This window comes from Microbulbifer sp. 2205BS26-8 (assembly GCF_030731025.1).
Lineage (GTDB): Bacteria > Pseudomonadota > Gammaproteobacteria > Pseudomonadales > Cellvibrionaceae > Microbulbifer > Microbulbifer spongiae.
Map to the genome: position 1 here is coordinate 24,787 of NZ_JAVAMR010000009.1, position 25,583 is coordinate 50,369.

23 protein-coding genes are annotated in these 25,583 nt (G+C 58.1%); 22 read left to right on the plus strand and 1 reads right to left on the minus strand.

Going from position 1 to position 25,583, the window contains the following annotated elements; all coding sequences use genetic code 11:
* Nucleotide 1: 1 nt before the first annotated feature.
* The 12 genes from gspF (at nucleotide 2) to Q5Y71_RS04915 (ending at nucleotide 10,848) form a co-directional block, all read left to right on the plus strand.
* Nucleotides 2-1,219 (plus strand): type II secretion system inner membrane protein GspF, encoded by a 1,218-nt coding sequence (gene gspF, locus Q5Y71_RS04860; protein ID WP_306040548.1) that lies wholly within the window; start codon nucleotides 2-4, stop codon nucleotides 1,217-1,219.
* Between the two features lie 38 nt (nucleotides 1,220-1,257).
* Nucleotides 1,258-1,686 carry a type II secretion system major pseudopilin GspG gene (gene gspG / locus Q5Y71_RS04865; protein WP_306040550.1) on the plus strand — a complete coding sequence of 143 codons (429 nt, stop codon included), beginning with the start codon at nucleotides 1,258-1,260 and terminating at the stop codon, nucleotides 1,684-1,686.
* 21 nt (nucleotides 1,687-1,707) lie between these two features.
* Nucleotides 1,708-2,298 carry a type II secretion system minor pseudopilin GspH gene (gene gspH, locus Q5Y71_RS04870; RefSeq protein WP_306040552.1) on the plus strand — a complete coding sequence of 197 codons (591 nt, stop codon included), beginning with the start codon at nucleotides 1,708-1,710 and terminating at the stop codon, nucleotides 2,296-2,298.
* Nucleotides 2,288-2,671 (plus strand): type II secretion system minor pseudopilin GspI, encoded by a 384-nt coding sequence (gene gspI / locus Q5Y71_RS04875; RefSeq protein ID WP_306040554.1) that lies wholly within the window; start codon nucleotides 2,288-2,290, stop codon nucleotides 2,669-2,671. Before gspH ends, gspI begins: the two co-directional genes overlap by 11 nt.
* A 5-nt stretch (nucleotides 2,672-2,676) precedes the next feature.
* Nucleotides 2,677-3,462: a type II secretion system minor pseudopilin GspJ gene (gene gspJ, locus Q5Y71_RS04880; protein WP_306040556.1), complete on the plus strand. Its 786-nt coding sequence runs from the start codon at nucleotides 2,677-2,679 to the stop codon at nucleotides 3,460-3,462.
* Nucleotides 3,398-4,453, plus strand: a complete 1,056-nt coding sequence (gspK, locus tag Q5Y71_RS04885; RefSeq protein ID WP_306040558.1) for a type II secretion system minor pseudopilin GspK — start codon at nucleotides 3,398-3,400, stop codon at nucleotides 4,451-4,453. Before gspJ ends, gspK begins: the two co-directional genes overlap by 65 nt.
* A 26-nt stretch (nucleotides 4,454-4,479) precedes the next feature.
* Nucleotides 4,480-5,814 (plus strand): type II secretion system protein GspL, encoded by a 1,335-nt coding sequence (gene gspL, locus Q5Y71_RS04890; RefSeq protein WP_306040560.1) that lies wholly within the window; start codon nucleotides 4,480-4,482, stop codon nucleotides 5,812-5,814.
* An 86-nt stretch (nucleotides 5,815-5,900) separates the two neighbouring features.
* Entirely contained in the window at nucleotides 5,901-6,386 is a 486-nt protein-coding gene (locus Q5Y71_RS04895) for a type II secretion system protein M (RefSeq protein WP_306040562.1), read from the plus strand.
* Between the two features lie 209 nt (nucleotides 6,387-6,595).
* A complete protein-coding gene (locus Q5Y71_RS04900; RefSeq protein WP_306040564.1) occupies nucleotides 6,596-6,868 on the plus strand; it encodes an acetyltransferase in 273 nt (90 codons plus the stop codon).
* 78 nt (nucleotides 6,869-6,946) lie between these two features.
* Complete coding sequence (locus Q5Y71_RS04905) at nucleotides 6,947-7,180, plus strand: DUF2788 domain-containing protein (RefSeq protein ID WP_371876997.1); 234 nt, start codon at nucleotides 6,947-6,949, stop codon at nucleotides 7,178-7,180.
* A 46-nt stretch (nucleotides 7,181-7,226) separates the two neighbouring features.
* A complete protein-coding gene (locus tag Q5Y71_RS04910; RefSeq protein WP_306040565.1) occupies nucleotides 7,227-9,437 on the plus strand; it encodes a hybrid sensor histidine kinase/response regulator in 2,211 nt (736 codons plus the stop codon).
* A 412-nt stretch (nucleotides 9,438-9,849) separates the two neighbouring features.
* Nucleotides 9,850-10,848 carry a hydrolase gene (locus tag Q5Y71_RS04915; RefSeq protein WP_306040567.1) on the plus strand — a complete coding sequence of 333 codons (999 nt, stop codon included), beginning with the start codon at nucleotides 9,850-9,852 and terminating at the stop codon, nucleotides 10,846-10,848.
* Nucleotides 10,849-10,958: 110 nt separating this feature from the next.
* Here the strand turns inward: Q5Y71_RS04915 and Q5Y71_RS04920 are convergent, their stop codons facing one another.
* Nucleotides 10,959-12,005, minus strand: a complete 1,047-nt coding sequence (locus tag Q5Y71_RS04920) for a methyltransferase domain-containing protein (RefSeq protein WP_306040569.1) — start codon at nucleotides 12,003-12,005, stop codon at nucleotides 10,959-10,961.
* Between the two features lie 230 nt (nucleotides 12,006-12,235).
* Here Q5Y71_RS04920 and Q5Y71_RS04925 point away from each other — a divergent pair, with 230 nt between their 5' ends.
* The 10 genes from Q5Y71_RS04925 (at nucleotide 12,236) to serS (ending at nucleotide 25,553) form a co-directional block, all read left to right on the plus strand.
* Entirely contained in the window at nucleotides 12,236-12,856 is a 621-nt protein-coding gene (locus tag Q5Y71_RS04925) for an RNA polymerase factor sigma-70 (protein WP_301418189.1), read from the plus strand.
* 5 nt (nucleotides 12,857-12,861) lie between these two features.
* Complete coding sequence (locus Q5Y71_RS04930; RefSeq protein ID WP_306040571.1) at nucleotides 12,862-13,056, plus strand: zf-HC2 domain-containing protein; 195 nt, start codon at nucleotides 12,862-12,864, stop codon at nucleotides 13,054-13,056.
* Between the two features lie 800 nt (nucleotides 13,057-13,856).
* Complete coding sequence (locus Q5Y71_RS04935; RefSeq protein WP_306040572.1) at nucleotides 13,857-15,188, plus strand: TolC family protein; 1,332 nt, start codon at nucleotides 13,857-13,859, stop codon at nucleotides 15,186-15,188.
* Nucleotides 15,189-15,202: 14 nt separating this feature from the next.
* A complete protein-coding gene (locus Q5Y71_RS04940) occupies nucleotides 15,203-16,189 on the plus strand; it encodes an efflux RND transporter periplasmic adaptor subunit (RefSeq protein WP_306040574.1) in 987 nt (328 codons plus the stop codon).
* Nucleotides 16,190-16,202: 13 nt separating this feature from the next.
* Nucleotides 16,203-19,352, plus strand: coding sequence for an efflux RND transporter permease subunit (locus Q5Y71_RS04945; RefSeq protein ID WP_306040576.1), 3,150 nt, complete (start codon nucleotides 16,203-16,205; stop codon nucleotides 19,350-19,352).
* 78 nt (nucleotides 19,353-19,430) lie between these two features.
* The gene (locus Q5Y71_RS04950) at nucleotides 19,431-21,773 is read left to right on the plus strand and encodes a DNA translocase FtsK (protein WP_306040578.1); all 2,343 of its coding nucleotides are present in this window, start codon (nucleotides 19,431-19,433) and stop codon (nucleotides 21,771-21,773) included.
* A 94-nt stretch (nucleotides 21,774-21,867) separates the two neighbouring features.
* Nucleotides 21,868-22,479, plus strand: a complete 612-nt coding sequence (lolA, locus tag Q5Y71_RS04955; RefSeq protein WP_301418201.1) for an outer membrane lipoprotein chaperone LolA — start codon at nucleotides 21,868-21,870, stop codon at nucleotides 22,477-22,479.
* Nucleotides 22,472-23,815, plus strand: coding sequence for a replication-associated recombination protein A (locus Q5Y71_RS04960; RefSeq protein ID WP_306040581.1), 1,344 nt, complete (start codon nucleotides 22,472-22,474; stop codon nucleotides 23,813-23,815). The genes lolA and Q5Y71_RS04960 overlap by 8 nt, the downstream gene beginning before the upstream one ends.
* Before the next feature lie 17 nt (nucleotides 23,816-23,832).
* Complete coding sequence (crcB, locus tag Q5Y71_RS04965; protein ID WP_306040583.1) at nucleotides 23,833-24,207, plus strand: fluoride efflux transporter CrcB; 375 nt, start codon at nucleotides 23,833-23,835, stop codon at nucleotides 24,205-24,207.
* Nucleotides 24,208-24,263: 56 nt separating this feature from the next.
* The gene (gene serS, locus Q5Y71_RS04970; protein WP_306040585.1) at nucleotides 24,264-25,553 is read left to right on the plus strand and encodes a serine--tRNA ligase; all 1,290 of its coding nucleotides are present in this window, start codon (nucleotides 24,264-24,266) and stop codon (nucleotides 25,551-25,553) included.
* The last annotated feature ends 30 nt before the right edge of the window (nucleotides 25,554-25,583 follow it).

Genomic DNA, 25,583 nt, shown 5'->3' on the forward strand with positions numbered 1-25,583 from the left:
CGTGGCCGCGTTTGAATACACCGCCCTCGCAGCTTCCGGACGCAAAAGCCGGGGCACCCTGGAAGCGGACAGCGCCCGCGCCGCGCGCCAGCAGTTGCGCGCAAAGGGTATGGTGCCTCTGGAGGTGGCCCCGGCCACTGAACGGACTGAAAAGGGGGCAAGCAGTTTTTTGTCCGGCAGTCCCGGCCTCAGTATCAAAAACCTGGCTCTGTTGACCCGTCAGATTGCCACCCTGCTGCGTGCGGGTATTCCCCTGGAAGAGACACTGGGAGCCATCGCCAACCAGAGCCGCAATCAGAAGATTCGCCGGGTGGTGCTGGCAGTGCGCGGCAAAGTGCTGGAGGGGCACAGCTTTGCCCAGGCACTGGGCAGTTTTCCCCGTGCTTTTCCCAAACTCTACCGCGCTACGGTGGAGGCCGGTGAGCATTCGGGGCACCTGGACACTGTCCTCGAGCGCCTCGGTGACTATACCGAGGGACAGCAGCAGTTTCGCCAGAAGGTACAATTGGCGTTGATCTACCCGGTAGTATTGGTTGTTATCTGTGTGCTGGTGGTGACTGGGCTGATGGTGTATGTGGTGCCGGACGTGATCGAGGTATTTACCGGGACCGGTCAGGTGCTGCCATTTGCAACCCGTATTCTGGTTGCACTAAGTGATTTTATCTCCGCCTGGGGCTGGCTGGTGCCGCCCGCACTGGGGGTGGTTGCAGGTGGAGTTGTCCTGATGTTGCGCCGCCCGGCAGTGCGGTACCGCTTTCATCACCGCCTGCTGGATTTGCCTGTGATTGGTTGGATCGTGCGCGGTGGTCAGAGCGCGCGCTATGTGGGCACCCTGGCCATCCTCACCGGCAGCAGTGTGCCTTTGGTGCAGGCGATGGGCATTGCCGGCGGCGTGATGACCAATGATTTTCTCAAGGAGCGCTTACAGGCCGCTCAAAAGACAGTGCGCGAGGGAGGCAGTCTGCGGCGGGCCCTGGAAGATGTCGGGTATTTTCCGCCAATGATGATCTATATGATTGCCAGCGGTGAGTCATCCGGTACCCTGGATGAGATGCTGCACCGCGCGGCAGAATCCCAGGAGCAGGATTTACAGGGGGCGGTGACCGCTTTTGTGAGCCTGTTCGAACCGATCATGTTGCTGGTGATGGCCGGTATCGTACTATTTATCGTGATGGCCATTATGATGCCGATATTAAGCATGAATGAACTGGTTGTTTAACCACGGCCACCCTGAACCCGGGCGAAGAGGAGAAGATAATGAACAGTGTACGTAGAAGCGGCGGTTTTACTCTGATTGAGATCATGGTGGTTATCGTGATTCTCGGCATTCTCGGTGCCCTGGTGGTACCCAATGTGCTCAACAAAACCGGAGAGGCCCGCATGAAGGCGGCCCGGGTAGACCTGCGCGCAATCGAAACGGCCCTGGATCTGTACCGTATGGATAATTTCGTCTATCCAAGCTCCGACCAAGGGCTGGAAGCACTGGTTGCCCGCCCGTCGGGCTTCCCGGAGGCCAAGAACTGGACCGAACCCTATCTGAAAAAAGCCCCCAAGGACCCCTGGGGCAACGAATACCAGTATATCAGTCCCGGCAGTGCCGGCGCCTTTGATCTCTTCAGCCTGGGTGCCGATGGCAAGCCTGGTGGCGAGGGTGAAGCCGCCGATGTCTTTGTCGCTGATCTGTAGACAAAGCTCGGACAGTTGCGCATGTTGAGTGCTCGCGGTCGAACAGAACCCGCTCACGGCCGCGGGTTTACCTTGGTGGAGATACTGGTGGTGATCGTAATCATTGCCACACTGGCGGGGATGGCCATTCTCTCCCTGGGGAGTTCCGGTGCGCGGGTCTGGACCGGCGAGGTCCAGCGCCTTTCCGCACTGCTGCAACTGGTCGCGGATCGCGCCCTGATCGACAAGGCTCACTACGGCGTGGTCCTCGAGGCCGAGTCCTACCGCGTGGTGCGTTTTGATCCCGCCACAATGGCCTGGCAGGACCCGGATAGCGTCCTGGCCGGTGCCCGTGCAACGCGTTTTGTAGCGCATGAATTTCCCCCCAATGTGCGCCTGGAAGTCATTGCGGAGGCGGAACTCCCCGCAGTGGAGTCGACGGAATTTGCCGAGGAGGAGAGTGACGAGGCGGCGAGCGCTAGGCCCCAGTTTGTGGCCCTCTCCAGCGGAGAGGTCCTGCCGATGGAGCTGGCGGTTTACCTGGTGGAGGACGGCGACTTTGTCCGGGGGGCCACGATTTCCTACAACAGCCTGTACGGCTTGCAGCTGGAGTGGCAGGCCGATGCATTTTAATCGCAGGCATTGTGCGCCCCAGGGTGGTTTTACCCTGGTCGAGGTACTGGTTGCTGTAGTGATCTTTGGTGTTATCGCCGCCAGCGTACTGCAGGCAACGCAGCGCAGTGTGCGCCAGCAGCGCGTAATGGAAGAGCGCCTCGCCGCCAACTGGGTGGCGCAACAGGTGCTGTCCCAAATACGTTTACAGACCCCCTGGCCCCCAGTGGGTGAGCAGACAGAAGAAGTCACTTTTGCTCTGCGCGAGTGGGCGGTGGCTGCGCGGGTGGAGGACACCAGCGAAGAGCGTTTGCGCCATATCATTATCCAGGTGGGTCATCCCGATGCGGAAAACCCGGTCCTCACCCTGGATGCCTGGGCGGCAAGGGAGTAGCTGGTGTGACGCATTCCCCCTTATGCAAACGCCAGTCCGGCTTTACCCTGGTCGAGGTACTCGTGGTGTTGGTACTGGTGGCCATTATCAGTGTCGGCTCCTTCGCACTGCTGGACATTTTTAACAGTACCGACCGGTTGGTTGAACAGCGTGTGGAAGCGCTGCGCCGGTTCTCCATGGCCCTGTATCGCCTTGAAGACGACCTGCGCCAGTTGACCGCGAGACCGGTCAAAGATGCCTATAGCGGCTATAAACCGGCGTTGCGTGGGGATGAAGATGAGTTCGAGTTTACCCGGCTGGGTGCGGCAAATCTCACCGCTGAACCACGGGGTGAGTTACAGCGCCTCGCCTACAGTATTGGCTATCCGGAAGCCGATGAGCGCAGTGCCTTTTCGAAGGAGGAGGACTCGGGTGCCCTGCTGCTGCGCAGCCGCTGGCAGGTTTTGGACAGAGCCCCGGACTCGGAACCGCTGGTGGAGCCTCTGATGATGGGAGTGGAGAGCCTGTCACTGCGCTATTTCGATCCCGCCAGTGATGCCTGGGTTACCCAGTGGCCACCGGTGGGCTCCCCCAACCCTCCCAACTTATCCGCCGCCGATACCCGCCTGCCAAAGGCCATCGAGTTTGTGCTCCTCACCCGCCAGAATGGTGAAATCCGCAGGATCTTCCCCCTGGCTACTGCCGAACCCGCTGCTCAAGGGGGCGGCTCTGGTGGGGGCGGCTCTGGTGGGGGAAACAATTCTGGTGATGGGAGCGGCCCAGGTAGAAGCGATGGCGACAAAAAGGGTTAACACAGTGAATGTTTTCTGCCACCAGAGGGGCGTCGCCCTGATCACAGTGCTGCTGGTGATGGTGATTGCCATTGCTGCAGTCACCCACGCCATCACCCGCGACCAGATCGCCATCACCCGCAGTGGCGCGCTGCTCGCCAACACCCAGTTGGCCGAGTTCGTGGCGGGCGCCGAAGCCTGGGCCAGAGTCGCCCTGGAAAAGGACTTCGAAGAAGACAAAGCTGCGACGGATGCCGCGGACCACGCACTGGAGGCCTGGGCTGCACCGGCGCTGCAATTCAATCCCGATAATGGGAAAATCCGTATCAATATCAAGGACTTGAATTCATGTTTTAACGTCAATACTCTGCGCGACAGCAGCAACCCCAATTCAGCTGAGTTTAAAATCTTCCAGCGGTTGGTACGCAATGTTACCGGCAAGTCGGATTTGGCCAGGGCTATCGCCGACTGGATTGACACTGGGGACATCCCTCTCTCCACGGGCACCGAAGATGATGGCTACCTCGGGCGGGAAATAGCCCACCGCACCCCGGATACCTTGATCAGTGATATATCCGAGTTGTCTGTGGTGCAGGGAATGGAAGCGGAGGACTGGCAGAAACTGGCCCCTTTCCTCTGTGCACTGCCCAAGAGCGACACTCTGATCAATATCAACCTGGCCCCGCGGGAACTGATCGAGGCGGTAGAGCCGGCGGTAAATTGGAGCAAGCTGGAGCAGTCGCGTGAATCCGGAGATATACTGCGCAGCACCGGAGACCTGCCCTTGTACAATATCCGCACAAATGCCAACCGTTTTGACGTTCACAGCCAGTACTTTATCGCCCGTATTGCTGTCCAACTGGGAGATACCGGCGATTACCGTCAGTACTGGGAGACGGCCCTGTGGCTGGATGACTCCGATGGAAAGGCCAAAGTGCTCCAGCGCCAGCGCCGGACTTTTTCCCTAGCAATGATGCAGGAGCTGCTCGACGGCGATGACACCCGAGAATGAAGAGAGTGGATAGCCCGTAAGATCGTATGTTTAAAAAGAAAAGCCTGAATGAAATCGGCACGCCTGCCACCCCGCCGGGACCCTCTCTGGTTCTGCTGCGGCTCACCGAGGACGCGGACAAAAGCCTGAAACTGTTCCAATGGCAAGACGGTGCCTGGGAGCAGGTGGCGCTCGATGCAGTTTTTATTTCAGCGTTCAACCCCGGCTATGAAGTCACAGACACGCCCGAAGCGATGGCTCCGCTGAGTATTCCCGACGGTGCAAAGGCACTACTGCTGTTGCCTGGAAACTGGGTCTGGAGCGGTGTCGAGACAATACCCAGGGCCGCGCGGCGTCAGGCCAATGCAATCGGCTATATGGTGGAGGAGCGACTGGCCGAGGAGGTGGAGAACCTGCACTTTACCTGTGTCCCCAGAGAGGGGGACCAATGCAGTATCTCTGCGGTTGGCAGGGACAAAATGGCCGCGTTGCACACGCAGGTGGAGCGACTGGAATGGCCGCTGGTAGCGGCTGTGGCGGAATATCAGGTGCTGGATCTGCTCGGGGTTGACCTGGTCCTGTGGCTCGAGGATGAACAGGTCCATCTCTGGCAGCACAGTGGCCAGGGGTTGACACTCCGTCGAGAATATCTGCAACCACTGCTCGGCTCGATTCTGGACGACAGCGCCCCGGAGCAGGAACAAGGGGAGACCAACGGGGAGTCGGGAGAGAAGAACCTGGTGCTGCTGGGTGCCGGGGAGGATGATGGTCTTATTGTGGCTGAACTGGAATCCCTCCTCGGCGACCGTTTACAGTGCAACCACACAGCGCCGGAAGCGGTTTTTCTGCAGCGTTTTCTACCGGGCAGACTCGGCAATCTTCTGAGCGGGGAATACCAACTGTCGGGTAGTGAGGCGGAGCGTATCTGGTGGCTGAAACCGGCCAAGGTGGCCGCTTTCTGCTTTGCCGCCCAACTGCTCTTCTTTGTGGGTGCCGGCGCCTACTATCAGTGGCAGGCAGGGCAGGCTGAAAGCCAAGCCCGTGCCCTGTTCACGGAGTTGCTCCCCAATACCCGCCCCACGGCGCAACTGCGCCGACAACTCGAGGGATTGCTCAAGAATGCCGGTAACCAGGGTGGTGCCTTTTCTACGCAGATGCAGCAACTGAGCACGGTATGGACTCAGCACAGGGGTAAAGAACTCAAATTGCAGTCCCTGCGCTTTGACGGGCAGCGCGGTGAGATGGTACTACAACTGCAGGCGTCCACCCTGTCGGATCTGGATACCTTTGTCAGCAGTTTGTCCGGCAATGGCCTGCGTGCCGATCTACTCGGGGCCAATGAACTGAAGGATGGGGTATCCGGTCGCGTGCGTTTGCGTTGATCTTTAATGCATCCGGCAAACCTCGGCTGCCGGTGGATAACCGGGTAACTTGCCGGAATACAGAACATGCTTGGCAGTAGTGCAAAATGAAAGAACAGATCCAACAGTGGCAGCAGAAATGGCGGACACTGTCTCCCAGTGACCAGCGTGCCCTAAGCATTCTCGGCTTTTTTGCAGGCACACTATTTATCGTCTTTGGCCTGTTCGCTCCGGCCAAGGGTTTCTTCGATGAAGCCCGCGTCCGCGCGCAGGAATCCCGGGAGTTGATCCGCTGGATGCAGTCTCAGCGCCCGGTACTGGAACGTATCAAACCCGCCGGCACCGGCACCAGGGCATCGGGCACCCTGCTGCAACGGGTGACCGGCGCTGCCAAACAGCACCAGGTCACCATCAAGCGTTTCGAGCCGGAAGGAGACAACCGCATCCGCCTGTGGATCGAGGAGGCTCGCTACCAGGATCTTCAGCCCTGGATAAATCAGCTGATACAGGCACAACTCACTGTGCGCACCATCAATATGGACGCTCTCCCGGAACAGGGCATGGTCTCTGCGCGCCTGACTGTCGAGGGCTGATCGCGGTTTTGTACGCCACTTGCTGTCATTCGGGACGGTTCCCACAGGCCTCCAGTCCCTTCTACCTTTTTTTACTGGAAAACCATGGGTCAGTTTCCGAGGGCAGGCACCGTGGGCAATGGCCTCATGCCAGAGGATATCGGCATAGTTATCCGGAATCGCCACCTGAAACCCTATACTGAAACCAGAAAGTGGAAAAAGGTGCCACTATGCTGTTCAAAGACGTAACCACCAGGCACTTGGTAGAGGTGGCGGATGTTGTAACCCTGTCAAACCCCTATGAATTGACGGTGGTGGGCCGCTATCTTTGGGGTGAAGAGGTGCAGGACCCCGAGGTATTTGACAAAACGGAACTGTGTTTTCTGTCCGGCGAACCTCTGCCCAGGTGCTGGCATGACAGTCGTTACCGCGAGAAGGAAGTGCGCCGCCTGCGCTGTGGTACAGAGGCCCAGGAAAAGGGCGACTGTCATCGGGAAGTGTGAATTATTGGTCATGAGTATTGACGGCCTTGCTCGACTGTATTCTGAAAAGTCTTACCAGTGGTTTTCAAGCACTGTACAATGCGCGCCACTTTTCAGGCGGAAGTCCGCATGACATTTGAGCAGTTTGAACACTATTCTCTCTGGTTGGGGATCGGGGCACTCATCCTGTTTATGGCGTTTATCGTCTGGAGCCTGGCCAAGGACTCCAAGGCGGGAAGGTTTGGGACCTTTATTCTATTTTTGGCGCTGGGTCTTGGGCTGCTGGGATTTATTATAAAAACGGTACTGGTCGAAGTACTTGGAATAGGTTAAGTGACTGTTATGCCACGGTATACACAGAATTCCAGGGAAGGTTGCTATGCCTATTATTGATCGCCCTGAACTCAAGGTGCAAAAGGACCGGCGTCTCTGTCGCGCCACCGACGCGCGGATTGCAAAGTACAGCCGGCGAGGCATCATCCTTACGCTGAGCGCCTTTGTGATCGCTGCCATGATTGGTGATATGCGCCTGGAGCACCCCCAGTTGCTATTGTTCCTGGGGATTGTGCTGATGGTATTTACGATAATGCGGGGCTGGTTTGTATTCGGTTTCGACCGCCTCTACAGTGCCGGGCCGAGCCGCTGGCGCCAGCGCTACTTCGTTATCACCATTCTCGCTACCTGCTGGTGGGGACTGATACTGGTTTGCTATGTGTACTTGATGGGGTTTGCGCCTGAAACACACTTTCTCTGGCTTTACAGCGTTATCCTTTTCTCCAGTGTGTTCCCGGTCTTCTCTCCCTACCACCGGGTCTTCACCTGGATTACCGCAGGCGCCCTGTTGCCCGCTTCATTGGTGGCACTTTTTTCCGGATTATTTCTGGGCACCATTTACGGTGCTCTCACACTCACCTTTATATGGCTTTCTGCCCACCAGGCGCGGGGTCAATCGAAATACTATTGGGAAGGGCTGTCTGCCATGCAGGAACTGCAGCAGCGCGCCAGCAAACTCGCCGTGGCACGCACGCATTCCGAGGCGGCGGTAGAGCTGACCAATGAGTTTATCGCCAATATCGGTCAGGAGTTTCGCAGCCAGTTATCGGAGGCCCTGGGAGCACTGGCACTGCTGGAGGCAGAACCCCTGAACGAGCGTCAGCGCGAGTGGGTGAAACTGGCCAAGAGCGCCGGCAGCCATCAGCTCAAGCTGGTGGACAATGTGGGTTTGTTCACCCGTGTGGCGCGCAAGCATATCCGCTTGCGCGAGGGGCCGTTTAATCTGGTCAAAACCCTGGAGAAATCCTTCAAGTTTGCTGCCCGTGCTGCCCACGGCCACAATCTGGAGTTCAATTTCCAGATCGATGACAACCTGCCTGTGTTGGTGACCGGGGATAACCGCAAAACCGCCCAGTTGATCCGCAACCTGGTGGACTCCGCAATCGGCATCGCCCAGCGTGGCGAGCTTTGGGGTGAAGTGAGTTTCACCCCGATCACCGCAGCTGAGGGACAGTTGAGTATTTCCCTGATGGACGACGGACGGGGTGAGATTCTTCCTGACGAGAGTGAACTCTTCGGCGCTTTTTCCCGTGTGGATACCACCCAGGTGACCACAGGCCTGGGCCTGTCGATTGCCAAAGGCCTGGCCGAGGCCATGGGCGGCTATCTGCAGTTAAATTCAACCCCGGATGGCAACCGCTATCAGGTGATCATCAAGTTCACCGTGGAGCCAAACCAGCGGACTTACCTCACACCGGATCGGCGTTTACAGGACGGAGAAGCGCTACTGCTCCACCAAAAAGGGCTGTTTATTATTGGTCTCGCACAGATGTTCCGCTCCTTTGGCATGGAAGTGACGTCCTGGCGCTGGTGTACTGGCTATGAAAATGATTTATACCAGCTATTGGAACAGGCTATTGAGCGTAACCGGTTGGTTGTTTTGGCACCCACGATGGAAGACACCCACCTGTTGGATTCGTTGACCCGTTTCTTCACAAAAGTTAGTGCCGAGCGAAAGACATGCCCTCTGGTGTGCCTGATGGGCTCTGGCCAGAAGACGGCGTTTGCCCGCTTGCAAGCGGTGCTGCCATCTGCCCAGGGCCTGGGGCGCCCAGCCACCCGCAAGGAGTTACACGACACTGTGGTGGCGTGCCTGTTCGGTGGCGAGAAAAAGGCCCGCAACCGCATTCTAGCTGGTAGTGCTGACCAGCCGCGCCAGTTTTCCCTGCTGCTGGTGGAGGAATCCCGTCCGCACCAGTGGGTGACAGAGGATATGCTGCAGGCGCTGGGCTATGAAGTGAATGTCGCTGTCAATGTCGAAGAGGCGCTGATACGCCTTTCCGATAGTTACTATGACCTGGTGCTCGTGGACTGTCAGCAGAATACGGACCACAGTGCAGAGATCATCGAGGTGCTTCGGCGCTGGGAATCAGAACACAGGCCGAACGATCGCCTGCCTATCGTCGCGCTCACCAGTACGACGGAAGAGCAGTTTGAAGGTCGTTGCCTACTGGCTGGAATGGATGATTATCTGACCAAACCCCTCAACAAAGACCTGCTGCGTGAAACCCTGGCGCGTTGGCTCGGCAGTGCCTAACCAGGCCTGCCGGATGAGATTAACCTAAGCCTAAGCGAACCAGGGTAGATAGGCAGTGCCGGTGGTACATCACAGAGCCCTGAAGATCAACGCAGGTCTTTGCTGTTGCGCCAATATCATTGGTGGGCACCGCTGTACCTCGGTGCCCGTTGGGGTACTGATTGATTATATCAAGCCAGTTGCAGGCCAACCTGCGGCAGCCGGGGTGCGTTCGTTATATACTCAATGCGCTCGTATATGGTTTGAGGGACAACCGGAGTGCCCGGAAATATGCGAAATCTGTTCTGCTCAGTCATTCTGCATTATGGGTCGGTGTTTGAATCTGCGTCTATGCAACAGGTTCCCAAGCGCACTGCCGATGGTGCCATCTGACGGATATACGGGAGACCCAAGCTCCAGTTGGGCCGGATATATGACGGAGAAGTTTTCACCCGCCGCAGGCCTCGGCAATTGCCATCTGCAAACAGTTTTTGGCCGGTTCCACCGCCCCTCCCCCTGGATAGGCACCGACTGTCGGTGGTATGAAACCCCCGACGGCGACTGCCTTGCACTGCACGCCCCCCACCTTCTGGAAGATGACCCCTCCTCCCCATTGGTATTGGTACTGCACGGATTGGAAGGGTCAGTTGCGTCGCCTTATGTCCAGGGCTTGATGGCATCTCTGCTGGAGCGTCAGTTCCAGGTTGCGGTGATGCATTTCCGCGGCTGTGGCGGGATCCCCAACCGTTTGCCCCGGGCTTACCACAGTGGGGACAGTGAAGACCCGCGCTGGTTAGTTGACCAATTGCAGGAAGCGTTTCCCTCCACACCCATTATGGTTGTCGGCTATTCCCTGGGTGGCAATGTGCTGCTCAAGATGCTGGGGGAGGATGGGGCCTGCAGCAGAATTGTCGCTGCGGTAGCGGTGTCTTCACCGATGGACCTGCACGCCTGCAGCCGCCGGATCAATACCGGGTTGTCGAAATTATACCAGCGCCACCTGCTGGGCTGTCTGCGGATGACCCTCAGGCAGAAGGCGGCGGACCCCGGTATGGCAGCGGCCCTGCCGAATGTGGATGACGGAGCCAGTTTCGTCAATTTCCGGCGTTTTGATCATGTGTTTACCGCGCCTCTGCACGGGTTCCGCAGTGTGGATGACTATTATACCCAGGCCTCCAGCAAGCCCCTGTTGAGAGATATTCGCGTACCGACACTGATCATCAACGCAATTGATGATCCCTTTGTATGCCCTTCGGCCATCCCCTCCCAGCGGGAGGTCAGTTCGGCGGTGCGACTTGAGGTGTCGGAGCGGGGAGGACATGTGGGCTTTGTCAGTGGCAGTCTGTGGCAACCAACCTACTGGCTCGAAGAGACGATCCCCCGCTTCCTCTGTTCGGTGATCGGGGGGAATCCCCGTGTAAGGCTGCGCTAATGACTACTGGGTCTACCCTGGCAAAGCTGCTGATCGGCGGGCAAATCAATGAAAACCGCCAATCTGGGCAAAGCGGGGTTTTTGCCGGTGTCTTTTGGCCCCGCAGCACCTCAGCAGCACTGGCTCCCTGACCCGGCGTCCTGATTGCCTCTGCTGCCAAATGGCATGTCGCGACCGCACCCGGGGAAGATCCCGTAGTGTTGGGAAAAGTCGCCGATAAAATCAAAGTGCGGGGCCAGTCGCGTCTCGGCCAGCATCCTCCATGTATTGCCACACACGGGAAAAACCCTGCCTTTCTCGATAATATGGTGCTCGTCAAGGGTGAATTTGTCTGGGCTGGTGGCGATAGTGCCTCTGTAGATCACCGCCTGGCCATAGTCCTCGCAGTCCTTCTCGAGCTGTGCCAGCTTAAACAGGCGATAGGTGGCGGAGTAGAAGCCCACAGAGCCACAGCGCTCGGAGAGGGCGGGGTTGGTTGCTGCCAGTGGGCGGCTCTCCACCAGTCGGCTATCCCGGAAGCCACTATCCTGCGCCAGGGTCAGGAAGTCATTCCAATAGAGGGCACCGCCTAGGCACTCACCAAAGAGCTCCGGATCCGAGCGCAGAGTGGCGGGTACCCGCCGGTCTGCATAGACATCAGAGAAATAAAATTCGCCCCCTTCTTTCAGCAGCCGGTACAAACCGCGCAGCACTGCGCCTTTGTCGGTGGACAGGTTCACGACGCAATTGGATACGATGACGTCGAAACTGCCGGGGGACAGGTCGAGATCCGCCAGCTGTTCGATGTACCCGTGCAGGAAAGCGACGTTGCTGTAACCGAAAGTTTCGGCGTGGTGCGCACAATAGCGCTGGGCTATGTCCAGTTGTTCATCGGTCATGTCTACGCCAACCACTTCTCCGGAAGCCCCCACCAATTGCGACAGCAGGTACACATCGCGACCGGAACCACAACCCAGATCCAACACCCGACAGCCTTCCAACAAAGGCGGGCACACAAGTCCACAGCCGTAGTAGCGTGACAGAACATCCGGGTGAATGTTTGCCAGCAGTGGTTTGAGCCAGGCGGGTACGGCACTGGCATCGCAGCAGGCATCGGTTTTCAGGTCCGAGGTGCCTTTCAGTTGGCGTCCGTAGTAATCCTGTACAATTTCGTGCATCAATCCATACCTTTCCCGGAGTGATTGTATTGGGCAGCAGTGCGCCCCGGTGCGCGTCCTGATGCCCTTGCCTAGCGTCTGTAACAATCGCAGTGTTTACACGACTAACTCATTGTGTCTGTCAAAAGGGAAAAGTTGCCTTTTGATGCCAGTTGAGGCCGTTTATTAGATAATTCTGGTTTTTTGGTTACTATCCTCAGATTCCGCATTGAGATTATGAGGGAACGTAATTGAGCGACCACCTTACCCCTGACACCTCTTCTGGATCAAGTGCGCAAGCATCCCTGCAAAGTTCACAGTTCCTTGTGGATTTACGCCAGCAGATGCTGCGATTTGCCCGCCTGCAACTGCAAGACGTCCAACTGGCGGAAGATGCTGTGCAGGAGGCTTTGATGGGGGCTTTGAAGAACTCCCGCAGCTTTAGCGGCTATTCGGCACTGAAGACCTGGGTATTTGCGATCCTTAAGAACAAGATTGCGGATATCTTGCGACAGCGCCGGCGCTTTGTCGATGCAGACCAGCTGGTACGGGGGGATAGGGAGGCGCACAATCACGATGAACTGTTTGATCAGACTGACCACTGGCAAAAGAGCGAGCGCCCGAAAAAATGGGTTGATCCCGAGTCGGCAATATATGACAAGCATTTCTGGCGAATCTTTGAAGCTTGTCTCAGCCATCTTCCCGCACGCCAGGCACAGATTTTTATGATGCGGGAGTTCATAGAACTGGAGAGCCACGAAATATGTGCTTCGGCAGAAATTTCCGTGAGCAACCTGAACGTGACACTCCATCGCGCTCGATTGCGTTTGCGCGAATGTCTTGAAGATAACTGGTTTGGCGTGGAGGGTTGAGTGTCATGAAATCGTGTCGGGAAGCCACACGGCTGATGTCTGAATCTCAGGAACGCAGCCTGAAAGTGCGTGAGCAGGCCCGGCTCGGGTTGCATTTGGCGATGTGCACACCATGCCGGAATTTTGGCAAACAATTGAAAATACTGCGTCGAATCAGTAAATCCTATGTGAAAGGCGGGCCTGAGGACACCAAAAAATAGTCTGCCTATTCAGAGCGGCTGATTCTGAAAACATCCCATTTATTCAGTTTCTGCAGTACCCCCGCCAATCCCACGGTGACAGACATTCGAAATACCCTTGTTACAAAGCGCTGTAGAAGATTTTCCCAAGTGGTGGTGAATTGATGCCTGAAAGGTGGCTGCAAAGGGTTGGTAGGCGGGTATAGCCGTGGGATTGCTGGTGGCCGACTTGGCATTTTATTCATTGAGGCTATCGGCTGATGGCGGGTTTGTTTGAGCTGTCCGGACTTGTTTGCTAGAGTCCAGCGTAAGAGTCTTATGATCTGCTGTCTTCATGTACGTTGCCCGATGGTCATTTTTGCTGGTTGCGCTTCTGGTCCTACAGACGGCAGTCTCTTTCTATGACAGTCACGAGGTCTTGCGGGCTGTTTCCAGCCATTCTTCCCTGCACCACCAGAACCCGATGGATGGATCCTCTGAGTCCTCTGTGGATCAACCGGGCAGTGCCCACATCCATGCCCAATTAGGGGGTGTGTCCACTGCCGGTGAGCCCGATCGCTCAGGGCCTCTTATGGATTTTTGCAATCACTGTTGTCACTGCCACGGAAATGCCTTTACCGGGTTGCTGGGGCAGTCCTTTCTACCAATACGCCCTGGCGGCATTATTTATCGCGAGTTAGCACGCGTCGCTGTGCCCAGTGGTTACTTTGCACCCCTTCTGCGCCCACCTATAACCCAAGTCTGATTGCTGTATTGCTGCGCGGGAACAGAGCACCGAAAGGCCTGCTCGCGCCAACCGGGATGTGATTTGGGAGATATGCATGGATTTTTTCCACGCGCTCTTTGCGGGCGTGACCTGCCGCCGAGTCGCCTGGCCGCTCGTAGTGGGCATTTTGTACTTGCCTGCGCAGGCTGTGCTTGCGCAAAAGGGGGAATTGCTGACACTGCCGGATGCGATTGCGCGGATGCTGGCGCAAAATCCGGAACTCGCCGTATTTCCATTACAGAGAAAAAAACTGGCTGGCGACGCGCGAATGGCGGACTTGCGCCCTGCCTTCGACTTCAGGTTTGAGACAGAACGCAAGCATTTCGGCGGTGATGAACCGGATGAGGCGCCCGATCCCGAGGACGCCGCCGCAAATGAGCTGGAGCTGGTGGTGGCGTTGTCTTCGGTGATTGAGCTGGGCGGCAAGCGCCAGATGCGTGTCGATGTGGTCAGTGCCCAGCTCGATGTGTTGATTGCCGAAGAACAGGCCAGGGCACTGGATCTGCTCGGCGAAGTGATCCGACGCTACGCGCAGGTGCTCGCTGCCGAGGAACTGGTGGTACTCGCCAAAGAGAGAGTCTCGTTGGTACGGGACACACTGAAGATGGTCAGTGAGCGGGTACTTGCTGCAGCCAGTCCTGCTTCAGAGCGCATGCGCGCAGAGGCCACGCTGGCCAAAGCAATTATGGCCGAGCAGTCCGAGCGGAACATGCTGGTTTACCGCAAGTACGCACTGTCTGCGCTTTGGGGGCAACCGGAGCAGGCATTCGCGGTGGACACCCGCGCGCTATACCGCTTTGCACCCGGTGCCAGCTTTGAGGAACTGTATGCCCATGCACAGGAGAACCCGGCGATTGCCCGCTTCGCTTCCGAGGAGCGACTGCAGGCATCGCAACTGCGCCTGGTCCAGGCCAAATCCAGCCCTGATCTGGGCTGGTACGCCGGTATTCTAATCAACAGGGCGGTGGACGAAACAACGGCACTGGCGGGCTTTAACCTGCCTTTGTTTAGCGCCAACCGCAACCAGGGTGCCCTGATTGGTGCTGAGGCGGAACTGGAAGCCGTGGCACTGCGTCGAAAAGCCGCGCTGTTGCAACTCTATCCACAACTTTACCTCGCCGTTACCGGCCGCAAGCAGGCCCTCGGCACCGTATCCATGCTGCAGGATTCCGTCATCCCAAATCTTCGCCAGGCACTGGCGGAGGTGGAACGCGCCTACCGCCGCGGGCGAGATTCCTATACCGATCTGATTGCCGCGCGGGAGATGCTGCTCAATGCGGAGCGCTCCCGGATTGAGGCAGCGCGATCCGTGCTGCTGTTCGGTGCGGAGATCGAACAACTGACCGCGAGGCCGCTTGGGCCTCTGGGCTTGGAAAGCCGTCAATAATTTTGGATTGAGCAATGTATAGAACAAAGAAACTCTTTCAGCGGATGCTATTGATACTCCCGCTTCTTTTTCCGGGGCTCTCGGTCGCAGGTCAGAACCATACCTCAGAAGCAGAGCAAACCCTTTACGAAAGCCACGCTCGCGAAAAGGTGTCGCACCTCGGCGAGCGGGCTCACGGGGCGCATGAATTCCGTGAAGACCGCGTACAGATTGCGGATAAAACCGCGTACAAAGCGGGTATCAGAACGACTCTTGCAGGCCCCGGCACCATTGAGGAGAGTATCACCTTGTACGGTAAAACCGCGATTGATCACCGCAGTATCAGCCATGTGCGTGCACGCTATCCAGGGACCCTTGTGGCCATCGAGAAAGGGCTTGGGGATTTGGTGGAAAAAGGGCAAAAGCTCGCGGCTATTGAATCCAATGACAGCCTGCAAGTTTATCCTTTAGTGGCGCCAATTCCCGGACAGGTTATCGACAAACAGGTCAGCCTCGGCGAGTTCAGCGGGGAGCGGGTGCTGTTTACCATTGCCAACTACAGCCGCCTGTGGGCGGAACTGAGGGTCTTCCCCGGGCGTCGCGGCAAGATCAGCCGCGGGCAGAGGGTGTTCATCATCGCCGGGGAGCGCACTGTGGATTCCACCATCGCCAGTCTCGCTCCCGGGGGCAACGGCCAACCTTTTGCCATAGCCCGTGCGCGGATTGAGAATCCCGACAACCTGTGGACCACCGATCTGATGGTACAGGGCCAGGTGGTGATCAGTGAAAACCGGGTTCCCCTGGTGGTGGAGAACCGCGCACTGCAACTGCTGCGCGATACTACGGTGGTGTTTGTCAAAGTCGGGGAAACCTATGAGGCTCGCCCGCTGGCCTTGGGCCGCAGCGATGGCGTTGTAACAGAGGTGCTTAGCGGCCTCACTGTGGGTGAGCGCTATGTCACAGAAAACAGCTATCTGATCAAAGCGGATCTTGAAAGGTCCGGAGCTGCGCACAGCCACTGAGTGAGGCCATGAGATGATTGAGAGCATCCTGCGCTTCTCCATTGAGCGGCGCTACTTTGTATTGTCTTTGGTTTTTGTACTGGTGGGCCTGGGTGTCTGGAGTTATCAGAAACTGCCGATTGACGCGGTGCCAGATATCACCAATGTCCAGGTACAGATCAATACCGAGGCGCCGGGCTATTCCCCTCTGGAAGCGGAACAGCGGATCACCTATCCGGTGGAAACCGCTCTGTCCGGATTGCCGAACCTGGCCTACACCCGCTCTCTGTCGCGCTACGGTCTGTCGCAGGTGACGGTGATATTTCAAGAAGGCACCGATCTCTACTTTGCCCGCAACCTGATCGACAGCCGCCTTGGCGCAATTGAGAGTGCACTGCCCCCCGGTCTCGCACCGGAGATGGGGCCTATTGCCACCGGATTAGGGGAGATCTTCACTTATACGGTGGAGGCCCTGCCCGGTGCTACCCAGCCAAATGGGCAACCCTACGACATCACGGCATTGCGGGAAATCCAGGACTGGATTATTAAACCGCAGTTGTCCCTGGTACCCGGTGTCACCGAGTTGAATACCATCGGCGGTTATAACAAGCAGTACCACGTCACGCCCGATCCGCGCAAGATGCTCAATTTTGCCGTGTCCATGCAGGATATTGTCGCAGCCCTTGAGCGCAACAACGAGAATCGCGGTGCCGGCTATCTGGAAAATAACGGCCGTCAGTTGCTGGTGCGCTCTCCGGGACAGCTGGCCACTATTGCCGATATCGAGGATGTGGTGATCACCAGTCGCGCGGGGGTGCCGGTCAAAATTTCCAATGTGGCGGAGGTGGCGATCGGGAAGGAGCTGCGCACCGGTGCCGCCACCCGCGATGGGCGCGAGACCGTGCTGGGTACCGCCATGATGCTGGTGGGGGCGAATTCCCGCGAGGTCGCACGCAATATGGCACAGGCCCTGGAGCGGGTGCAATCCACCGTGCCTGAAGGTATCAAGGTAGAAGCAGTCTACGATCGTACCTCGCTGGTGGATAAAGCCATTTCCACGGTGCGCAGGAACCTTGTTGAAGGGGCGCTTCTGGTGATCGGGGTTCTGTTTCTTTTATTGGGAAATATCCGTGCCGCCGTTATTACTGCAGCGGTGATTCCCCTCTCCATGCTCGCCACCATTACCGGCATGGTACAGGTGGGAGTGTCCGCCAACCTGATGAGTCTGGGTGCGCTGGACTTTGGCCTGATTGTCGATGGCGCGGTGATCATTGTGGAAAACGCCATTCGCCGCCTGGCAGAGGCCCAGCATCGCAATGGTGGCAAGCTGCCGCTCAAGGAGCGCCTGGAACTGGTATTTCTGGCTACCAATGAAGTGATTCGCCCGAGTCTGTTTGGTGTACTGATCATCACTGTGGTTTACATACCGCTGTTCAGCCTCACGGGGGTGGAAGGCAAGATGTTCCACCCTATGGCGGCCACGGTGGTGATGGCCTTGCTGGCAGCACTGGTGCTCTCCTTGACCGTGGTACCCGCCGCGGTGGCGGTGTTTTTGACCGGCAGGATCAGTGCGCGGGAGAACCGGATGATTGTCGCTACCAAGTCGCTCTACAGACCGCTGTTGCTGGCTGCCTTGCAGGTGCGCTGGTGGGTGCTTAGTGGGGCCGTGGCACTGGTGTTGTTTTGCGGCTGGCTGGCAACCACCCTCGGGTCTGAATTTATTCCGCAGCTCAACGAGGGGGACATTGCCCTGCATGCCCTGCGTATCCCCGGCACCGGACTGGCGCAGTCGGTGGCAATGCAGCGCCTGCTGGAGGCGCGTATCGGGGAGTTCCCCCAGGTGGACAAGGTCTTTGCAAAAATCGGTACGCCGGAGGTGGCAACCGACCCGATGCCGCCGAATGTGGCCGACAATTTTGTTATTTTGAAACCGCGGGATCAGTGGCCCAACCCGAAACTGCCTCAGAAAGCACTGGTGGCGGATATCGAAAAGGCCGTGCGGCAGTTGCCGGGTAACAACTACGAATTTACCCAGCCAATCCAGATGCGCTTTAATGAATTGATTTCCGGAGTGCGGGCAGACTTGGGAATCAAGGTGTTTGGCGATAATCTGGAACAATTGGAGGCCTCGTCCAATGCAATTTTACGGGTATTGAACGGCATTGATGGGGTGGCCGATGCCCGCGTGCAACAGCTGGAAGGGTTGCCGGTACTGTCGGTGGTGCCGGAACGATTGGCCCTGGCAGGCTACGGTATCGACCTGCGAACACTGCAGGATCTGGTGGCTACGGCCATTGGCGGAGAGGAGGCCGGCCTGATTTATGAAGGCGATCGCCGTTTTCCTCTGGTGGTGCGCCTGCCGGAGAACCTGCGCCGAGACTATGAAAAACTGGGGGATCTCCCTGTACCCCTGCCCCCTGGCAGCCCGCTGGGCACCTATGTCCCCCTGTCTGAAGTGGCCAGGCTGGAAATGAGCCCGGCCCCCAACCAGATCAGCCGGGAAAATGGCAAGCGACGGGTCGTGGTTACCGCCAATGTGCGCAACCGGGATCTCGGCTCCTTTGTGAAGGAAGCGCGTGCGCGGGTCGAGCGGGAAGTGCCCTTGCCACCGGGCTACTGGCTGGTATACGGCGGTACTTTTGAGCAACTGGAATCCGCTAGCCAGCGCCTCTTGGTCGTTGTACCTTTGACGCTAATGATGATTCTCGGTCTGTTGGTGATGGCTTTTGGCACACTCAGGGATGCACTGATCATTTTCACCGGCGTGCCCCTGGCACTCACCGGGGGTGTGCTGGCTCTGTGGTTTCGCGCAATGCCGCTGTCTATCTCTGCAGGGGTGGGTTTTATTGCCCTATCCGGTGTGGCGGTTCTCAATGGCCTGGTTATGCTGTCCTTTATCCGCCAGCTGCGCCAGGCGGGTGGCGCACTGCAAATGGCCATTGTCGATGGTGCATTGATTCGCCTGCGCCCGGTACTCATGACCGCACTGGTGGCGAGCCTTGGCTTTGTTCCCATGGCACTGAATACCGGCACCGGCGCCGAGGTGCAGCGACCGCTGGCGACGGTGGTGATCGGCGGCATTATCTCTTCGACACTGCTGACGTTGTTTGTTTTGCCGCTGCTGTACCAAATTGTCCACTCCGACAGGGTGCCTAAGGGGGGAGGCATACCCGCTGGAGACTAAATTCTTTTATGATTAACCCCGCAACCGATCCGGTTGTGGGGTTAATTGGCAACAACAACACTGTATTGAGGAAAGTCATTGAAGGTCGAGAGTGCCACCGAGGAAACTGCTGCCAACAGCGATACCCAGCCGGACCCGCTGATCTCCCGCTTAATCAGGGAGGGGGCCCTAATCGCCCTGCTGGCGGGGGCATTGCTACTGGCGATCAGCCTACTGAGTTACGATGCACAGGACCCCGGCTGGTCCCATGTGGGGCAAACCGATCAGTTCCAAAATGCGATTGGGCCCACCGGGGCCTGGCTTGCCGATGTAGGCCTGTCCCTGCTGGGCTGGATGGCCTACCTGTTGCCCCTGCTGATCGGTTGGCGTGCCTATCGTATTCTGCGCAATCGCAGTGCCCGTTTTCACGGGCCCCTATTCCTGCTGCGGGTGTTTGGCCTGCTGCTGGTGCTCGCCAGCGGGGCCTCGCTGGCAACCCTCTGTTTTGCGCCGACAGAGACTTTACTGCCCTTCTCCAATGGCGGTATTGTCGGTGCGGCCCTCTCCGGTGCCGCGGGTGCCAGTCTTGGCTATGTAGGGGCAACCATTTTACTGCTGGCAATTTTTGCCATCGGTATCACCGTGTTTACCGGGCTGTCCTGGCTCAGGCTGGCGGAGTCCATTGGTTGTATCGCGCTCGGGTTTTTCGCCCTGTTCGCCCGGTTTTACAAACACCGGCGCCAGAAACGCGCCGAACAGCGTGTGGCACGGGAGGCCATTGTGGTGCGCAAAGCCGCTCTAGAGGAGGAGAGGCGGCGCAGCGAGGAGAGAATGCCACCGAAGATCGAAGCGCTGGCGCCAAAACCAAAACAGAGTCCCCGTGCGAGCAAAGAAAAGCAGGGAGAGCTGTTCAAAATCGGCCCGGTCACCGGCGCCCTGCCACCGCTGGGCCTGCTGGACCCGGCGGACCAGAATAAAAAGGCGGGTTTTTCACGGGAATCCCTGGAGGGGTTGTCCCGTCTGCTGGAGCTGAAACTCAAGGACTTCGGTGTGGTGGCAGAGGTGGTTTCTGTCCTGCCTGGTCCGGTGGTCACCCGTTTTGAAATTCAGCCGGCACCCGGAGTTAAAGTCAGCAAAATTTCCAATCTGGCCAAGGATCTGGCGCGCTCACTGGCGGTGATCAGTGTCCGTGTTGTCGAGGTCATCCCGGGTAAATCGGTGGTGGGGATTGAGATCCCCAACGAGAACCGCCAGATTGTCCGCCTGAGTGAGGTACTGTCTGCCGATATTTACGAAAATGCCAAATCCCCCCTGACCCTGGCCTTGGGGCACGATATCTCCGGCCAGCCAGTGGTGGCGGATTTGGCCAAAATGCCACACCTGCTGGTGGCGGGCACCACGGGCTCCGGTAAATCCGTGGGCATCAACGTAATGTTGCTCAGCCTGCTGTACAAATCGACACCCGAAGCGGTGCGCCTGATTCTGGTGGACCCGAAGATGCTGGAGCTGTCGGTCTACGAGGGTATCCCCCATTTGCTGACGCCGGTCATTACGGATATGAACGACGCAGCCAACGGCCTGCGCTGGTGTGTCGGGGAGATGGAGCGCCGCTATAAGCTGATGGCCGCACTGGGAGTGCGCAACCTGGCGGGCTTTAACCGCAAGGTGGAGGAAGCCGATGGGGCCGGAGAGCCCATTGTCGACCCGCTTTGGCAGCCGGACCCCATGTCCAGCATCCCGGAAGGGGAACAAACCGCTCCGGCATTGCACAAGCTGCCGGCCATCGTGGTGGTAATCGATGAGTTTGCCGACATGATGATGATTGTCGGCAAGAAGGTGGAGCAGCTGATCGCGCGGATCGCGCAAAAAGCCCGCGCGGCGGGCATTCACTTGCTGCTGGCCACCCAGCGCCCCTCGGTGGATGTCATCACCGGCTTGATCAAAGCCAATGTGCCCACCCGTATCGGTTTCCAGGTCTCCTCAAAGGTGGACTCCCGCACCATTCTCGATCAGGGTGGGGCAGAGCAGCTGCTGGGTCATGGCGATATGCTCTACCTGCCGCCGGGCAGCGGAGTGCCGGTGCGGGTGCATGGGGCCTTTGTGGATGATCACGAGGTACACAAGGTCGTGGCCGACTGGTGCCGCCGCGGTGCACCGGAGTACATTGATGGTATTGTCGACGACAGTAACAACAGTATACCGGTGCCCGGGCTGCAGTCCGATGAAGGGGAGGGCGAGGATCCGGAAGCGGATGCCCTCTACGATGAGGCCGTGGCCTTTGTAACGAAATCGCGCAAGGCTTCCATCTCCTCTGTACAGCGCCAGTTGCGTATTGGTTACAATCGCGCCGCACGTATTATTGATGCCTTGGAAGCCGCAGGGGTTGTGTCCCCGGCCGGACACAACGGCAACCGTGAGGTATTGGCGCCCCCACCCCCTTGAATGAGCGCGCCATCGGACGGGTAGGGAGAGGGTTAAGCGCCTGTTCACCGGCCCACCACTATGCTTCGGGAACATAACCTACTGGAACCCAATTATGAAAAGCATTCTGCACAGCCTGCTGATTCTGGTGAGTCTTGCCGCCGCAGGGGCCTGGGCCGATGCCACCGATGATCTCAGCAAGCGGCTTAAGCCCCTCGCTGCGCTGTCAGGGAATTTTCAGCAGACCTTGCTTGATGAGCGCGGCAAGGTGACCCAGAAGAGCAGTGGCAGCTTCTCTGTGCAGCGACCCGGTAAGCTGCGCTGGAAAACTGGGGACCCCTACGCCCAGCTATTGGTGACCAACAATAAAACCCTGTGGCTTTACGATCCGGATCTGGAACAGGTGACGGTGCGACCGGTGGACAAGCGCATCCAGGAGACTCCGGCACTCCTGCTCGGCGGCAGGGTGGAAGAGATCCGCAATGCGTTTAATGTCAGCCTGAAAGACGGAGTCTATCACCTGGCTCCAAAAAATCCCTCGGCGCCCTTTAAAGCCATGGAAATACGCTTTGCCAAAAATGGGCTGCCCGCAGCGATCACGGTGCGCGACAATATGGGCCAGACCACCGAGATCACTTTCAGTGACATTCAGGCCAATCCCGAGCTTCCCGCCTCGGTATTCAACTTCAAACCACCCGCGGGCACTGACGTTATTAGAGATGAGTGATCTGTTTCAGTCCCCCCGCAATTACCAGCCCCTGGCTGCCCGGATGCGGCCCAGCTCCCTGGTCGGTTATGTGGGCCAGTCACATTTATTGGGGGAGGGGAAACCGCTGCGCGAAGCAGTGGAGCGCGGCCAGTTGCACTCGATGATTTTGTGGGGACCGCCGGGGGTTGGCAAAACCACTTTTGCCCGGCTTCTCGCACAGGCGTGCGAGGCCCGTTTCGCGACACTTTCCGCGGTTTTGGCCGGGGTCAAGGATATCCGTCAGGCCGTTGCGGAGGCTGAGCAGGGCCGTGTGCAATCCGGTTGCGGCACCATTCTGTTTGTGGACGAAGTGCACCGCTTCAACAAGGCCCAGCAGGACGCCTTTTTGCCCTATGTCGAGGAGGGCACGGTAACCTTCGTTGGCGCCACCACGGAAAATCCGGCCTTTGAGCTGAATAACGCCCTGCTGTCCCGCTGCCGGGTCTACCTGCTGCGCAGTATTTCCGAGGCGGATTTACAGGCCTTGCTGCAGCGCGCCTTGCAAACCGACAACGCACTGGCGGATCGCAATGTCCGGGTGTCAGAAGCGGTGCTGCTAAAGATTGCGCGCGCCGCTGATGGGGATGCGCGCAGTGCCCTGAACCTGCTCGAAGTTGCCTGTGACATGGCCACAGGGGAGGGCGGTGCGCTGCAGGTCGACGAAGCTGTACTCGCCGAGGTGCTCAGCGCCGATGTGCGGCGCTTCGACAAGGGTGGTGACTATTTTTACGATCAAATCTCGGCATTGCACAAATCCGTGCGGGGTTCCGATCCCGATGCGGCGCTCTACTGGTTTGTGCGTATGCTTGATGGCGGCTGCGACCCCCTGTATATCGCGCGCCGGGTGGTGCGTATGGCCAGTGAGGACATCGGCAATGCGGACCCCCGCGCACTGCAGCTGGCGCTCAATGCCTGGGATGTGCAGGAGCGGCTCGGCAGCCCGGAAGGGGAGCTGGCCGTCGCCCAGGCGATTCTCTACCTGGCGGTGGCGGCCAAAAGCAACGCGGTGTACAGCGCCTACAAGCGCGCGGTGGCGGATGTCCGTCGCGACCCCAGTTACGAGGTGCCCATCCATTTGCGCAATGCGCCCACCAAGCTGGCCAAAAGCCTTTCCCATGGCACCGAGTATCGCTATGCGCACGATGAGCCCGATGCTTTTGCCGCAGGGGAAAATTATTTTCCCGAGGCCATTGCCGATCGGCAATACTACCATCCGGTATCGCGCGGATTGGAACTGAAAATTGCAGAGAAACTGGAGACACTGCGCCGCCTGAACCGCAGCAGTGCCGTTCAGCGTTACACAGATAACACCTGAGCTGTGGGGGAAGCGAAATGCAGTGGCTGGCAATTGCCCTGGGTGGCGCTTTGGGGGCAATGCTTCGCCACCTGATCACCGTCTGGAGTTACCCGGTTTTCAGCGGTAAGTTTCCCCTGGGTACACTGATTGTCAATGTGCTCGGATCCTTTCTAATTGGAATTGCTTACATACTGATCGCCCACCGCGCCATGCTGGGGGAGGAGTGGCGGCTCCTGCTTATGACGGGCCTGTTTGGTGCGCTTACAACCTTCTCCACTTTCTCCCTGGAAAGCCTGATACTGTGGCACAATGGCCAACCTTTCGTGGCTATTGGCTATATTCTCGGCAGCCTTGTCTGCTGCCTGGCTGCCACGGGAGCTGCTGTCGCCCTAGCGGCACGTTATTTTTAAACGGAATCCATTCAATATTTTGTGGTAGGCGCCTGGGTGCAGGCGAACTGGAGACAATGCTCGATCCCAAACTGATTCGCACGGATATGGACCAGGTAGCTGCGGTGTTGAAAAAGCGTGGTGTGGCACTGGATACGGTCAAACTGAAGGCGCTTGAGGCGCGCCGCAAGGCGCTGCAGGTCCACACGGAGCATCTGCAAAATGAGCGCACCAGAAAGTCGAAGAATATCGGGCGTGCAAAGGCTGCTGGAGAAGATATCGCCCCGCTGCTGACAGCGGTGGAGTCCCTGGGCGGCGAGTTACATAGTGCCAAGCAGGCGCTGGCTGAACTGCAGCAGGAACTGGCTGCTATTCTGTCTGCGATCCCGAACCTGCTGGATGCGTCGGTACCGGAGGGCGAGAGCGAGGACGATAATGTTGAAATCCGGCGCTGGGGGCAACCGCGCTCTTTTGAGTTTGCCATCAAGGACCACGTCGATCTGGGTACTGGGCTTGGGGGTCTCGACTTTGAAATGGCGGCAAAGCTCACAGGTTCGCGCTTTGCCGTAATGACCGCAGCGGTAGCGCGACTGCACCGTGCGTTGGCTCAGTTTATGCTGGACATTCACACCGAAGAGCACGGCTACACAGAGGCCAATGTGCCGTTTATTGCCAATGGGGAATCCCTCTATGGCACTTCGCAGCTGCCGAAGTTTGAGGAAGACCTGTTCAAACTGAATGACGAGCGTGGCTTCTATCTGATTCCGACCGCAGAAGTGCCACTTACGAATCTGTACCGCGACCATATTGTTGAAGACAGCCAGTCGCTGCCACACAAACTGGTTGCCCACACACCCTGTTTCCGCTCCGAGGCCGGCTCCCACGGCCGCGACACCCGCGGCATGATTCGCCAACACCAGTTTGAAAAAGTGGAACTGGTGTGGGTGACCCGCCCGGACCAGTCTGAAGAAGCACTGGAAGCCCTGACGCAGCATGCAGAGACCATTCTGCAAAAATTGCAGCTGCCGTACCGGATTGTGGCGCTCTGTGGTGGCGACATAGGCTTTGCCGCGCGCAAGACCTACGATATTGAGGTCTGGATTCCGTCTCAGGACCGGTACCGGGAAATTTCCTCCTGCTCCCTGGTGGGTGACTTCCAGGCGCGCCGGATGAAGGCCCGCTGGCGCAATCCGGAATCCGGCAAACCGGAACTGGTGCACACCCTGAATGGCTCCGGTCTCGCGGTGGGCCGAGCCCTGGTCGCGGTTCTGGAGAACTACCAGTGCGAAGACGGGAGTGTGAAAATTCCCACCGTGTTGCACCCTTATATGGGCGGCAGGGAAGTGATTGAGGCTTCCCTGCCGTAATGTTGATACGGCAGTCTGGATGGCAGCCGG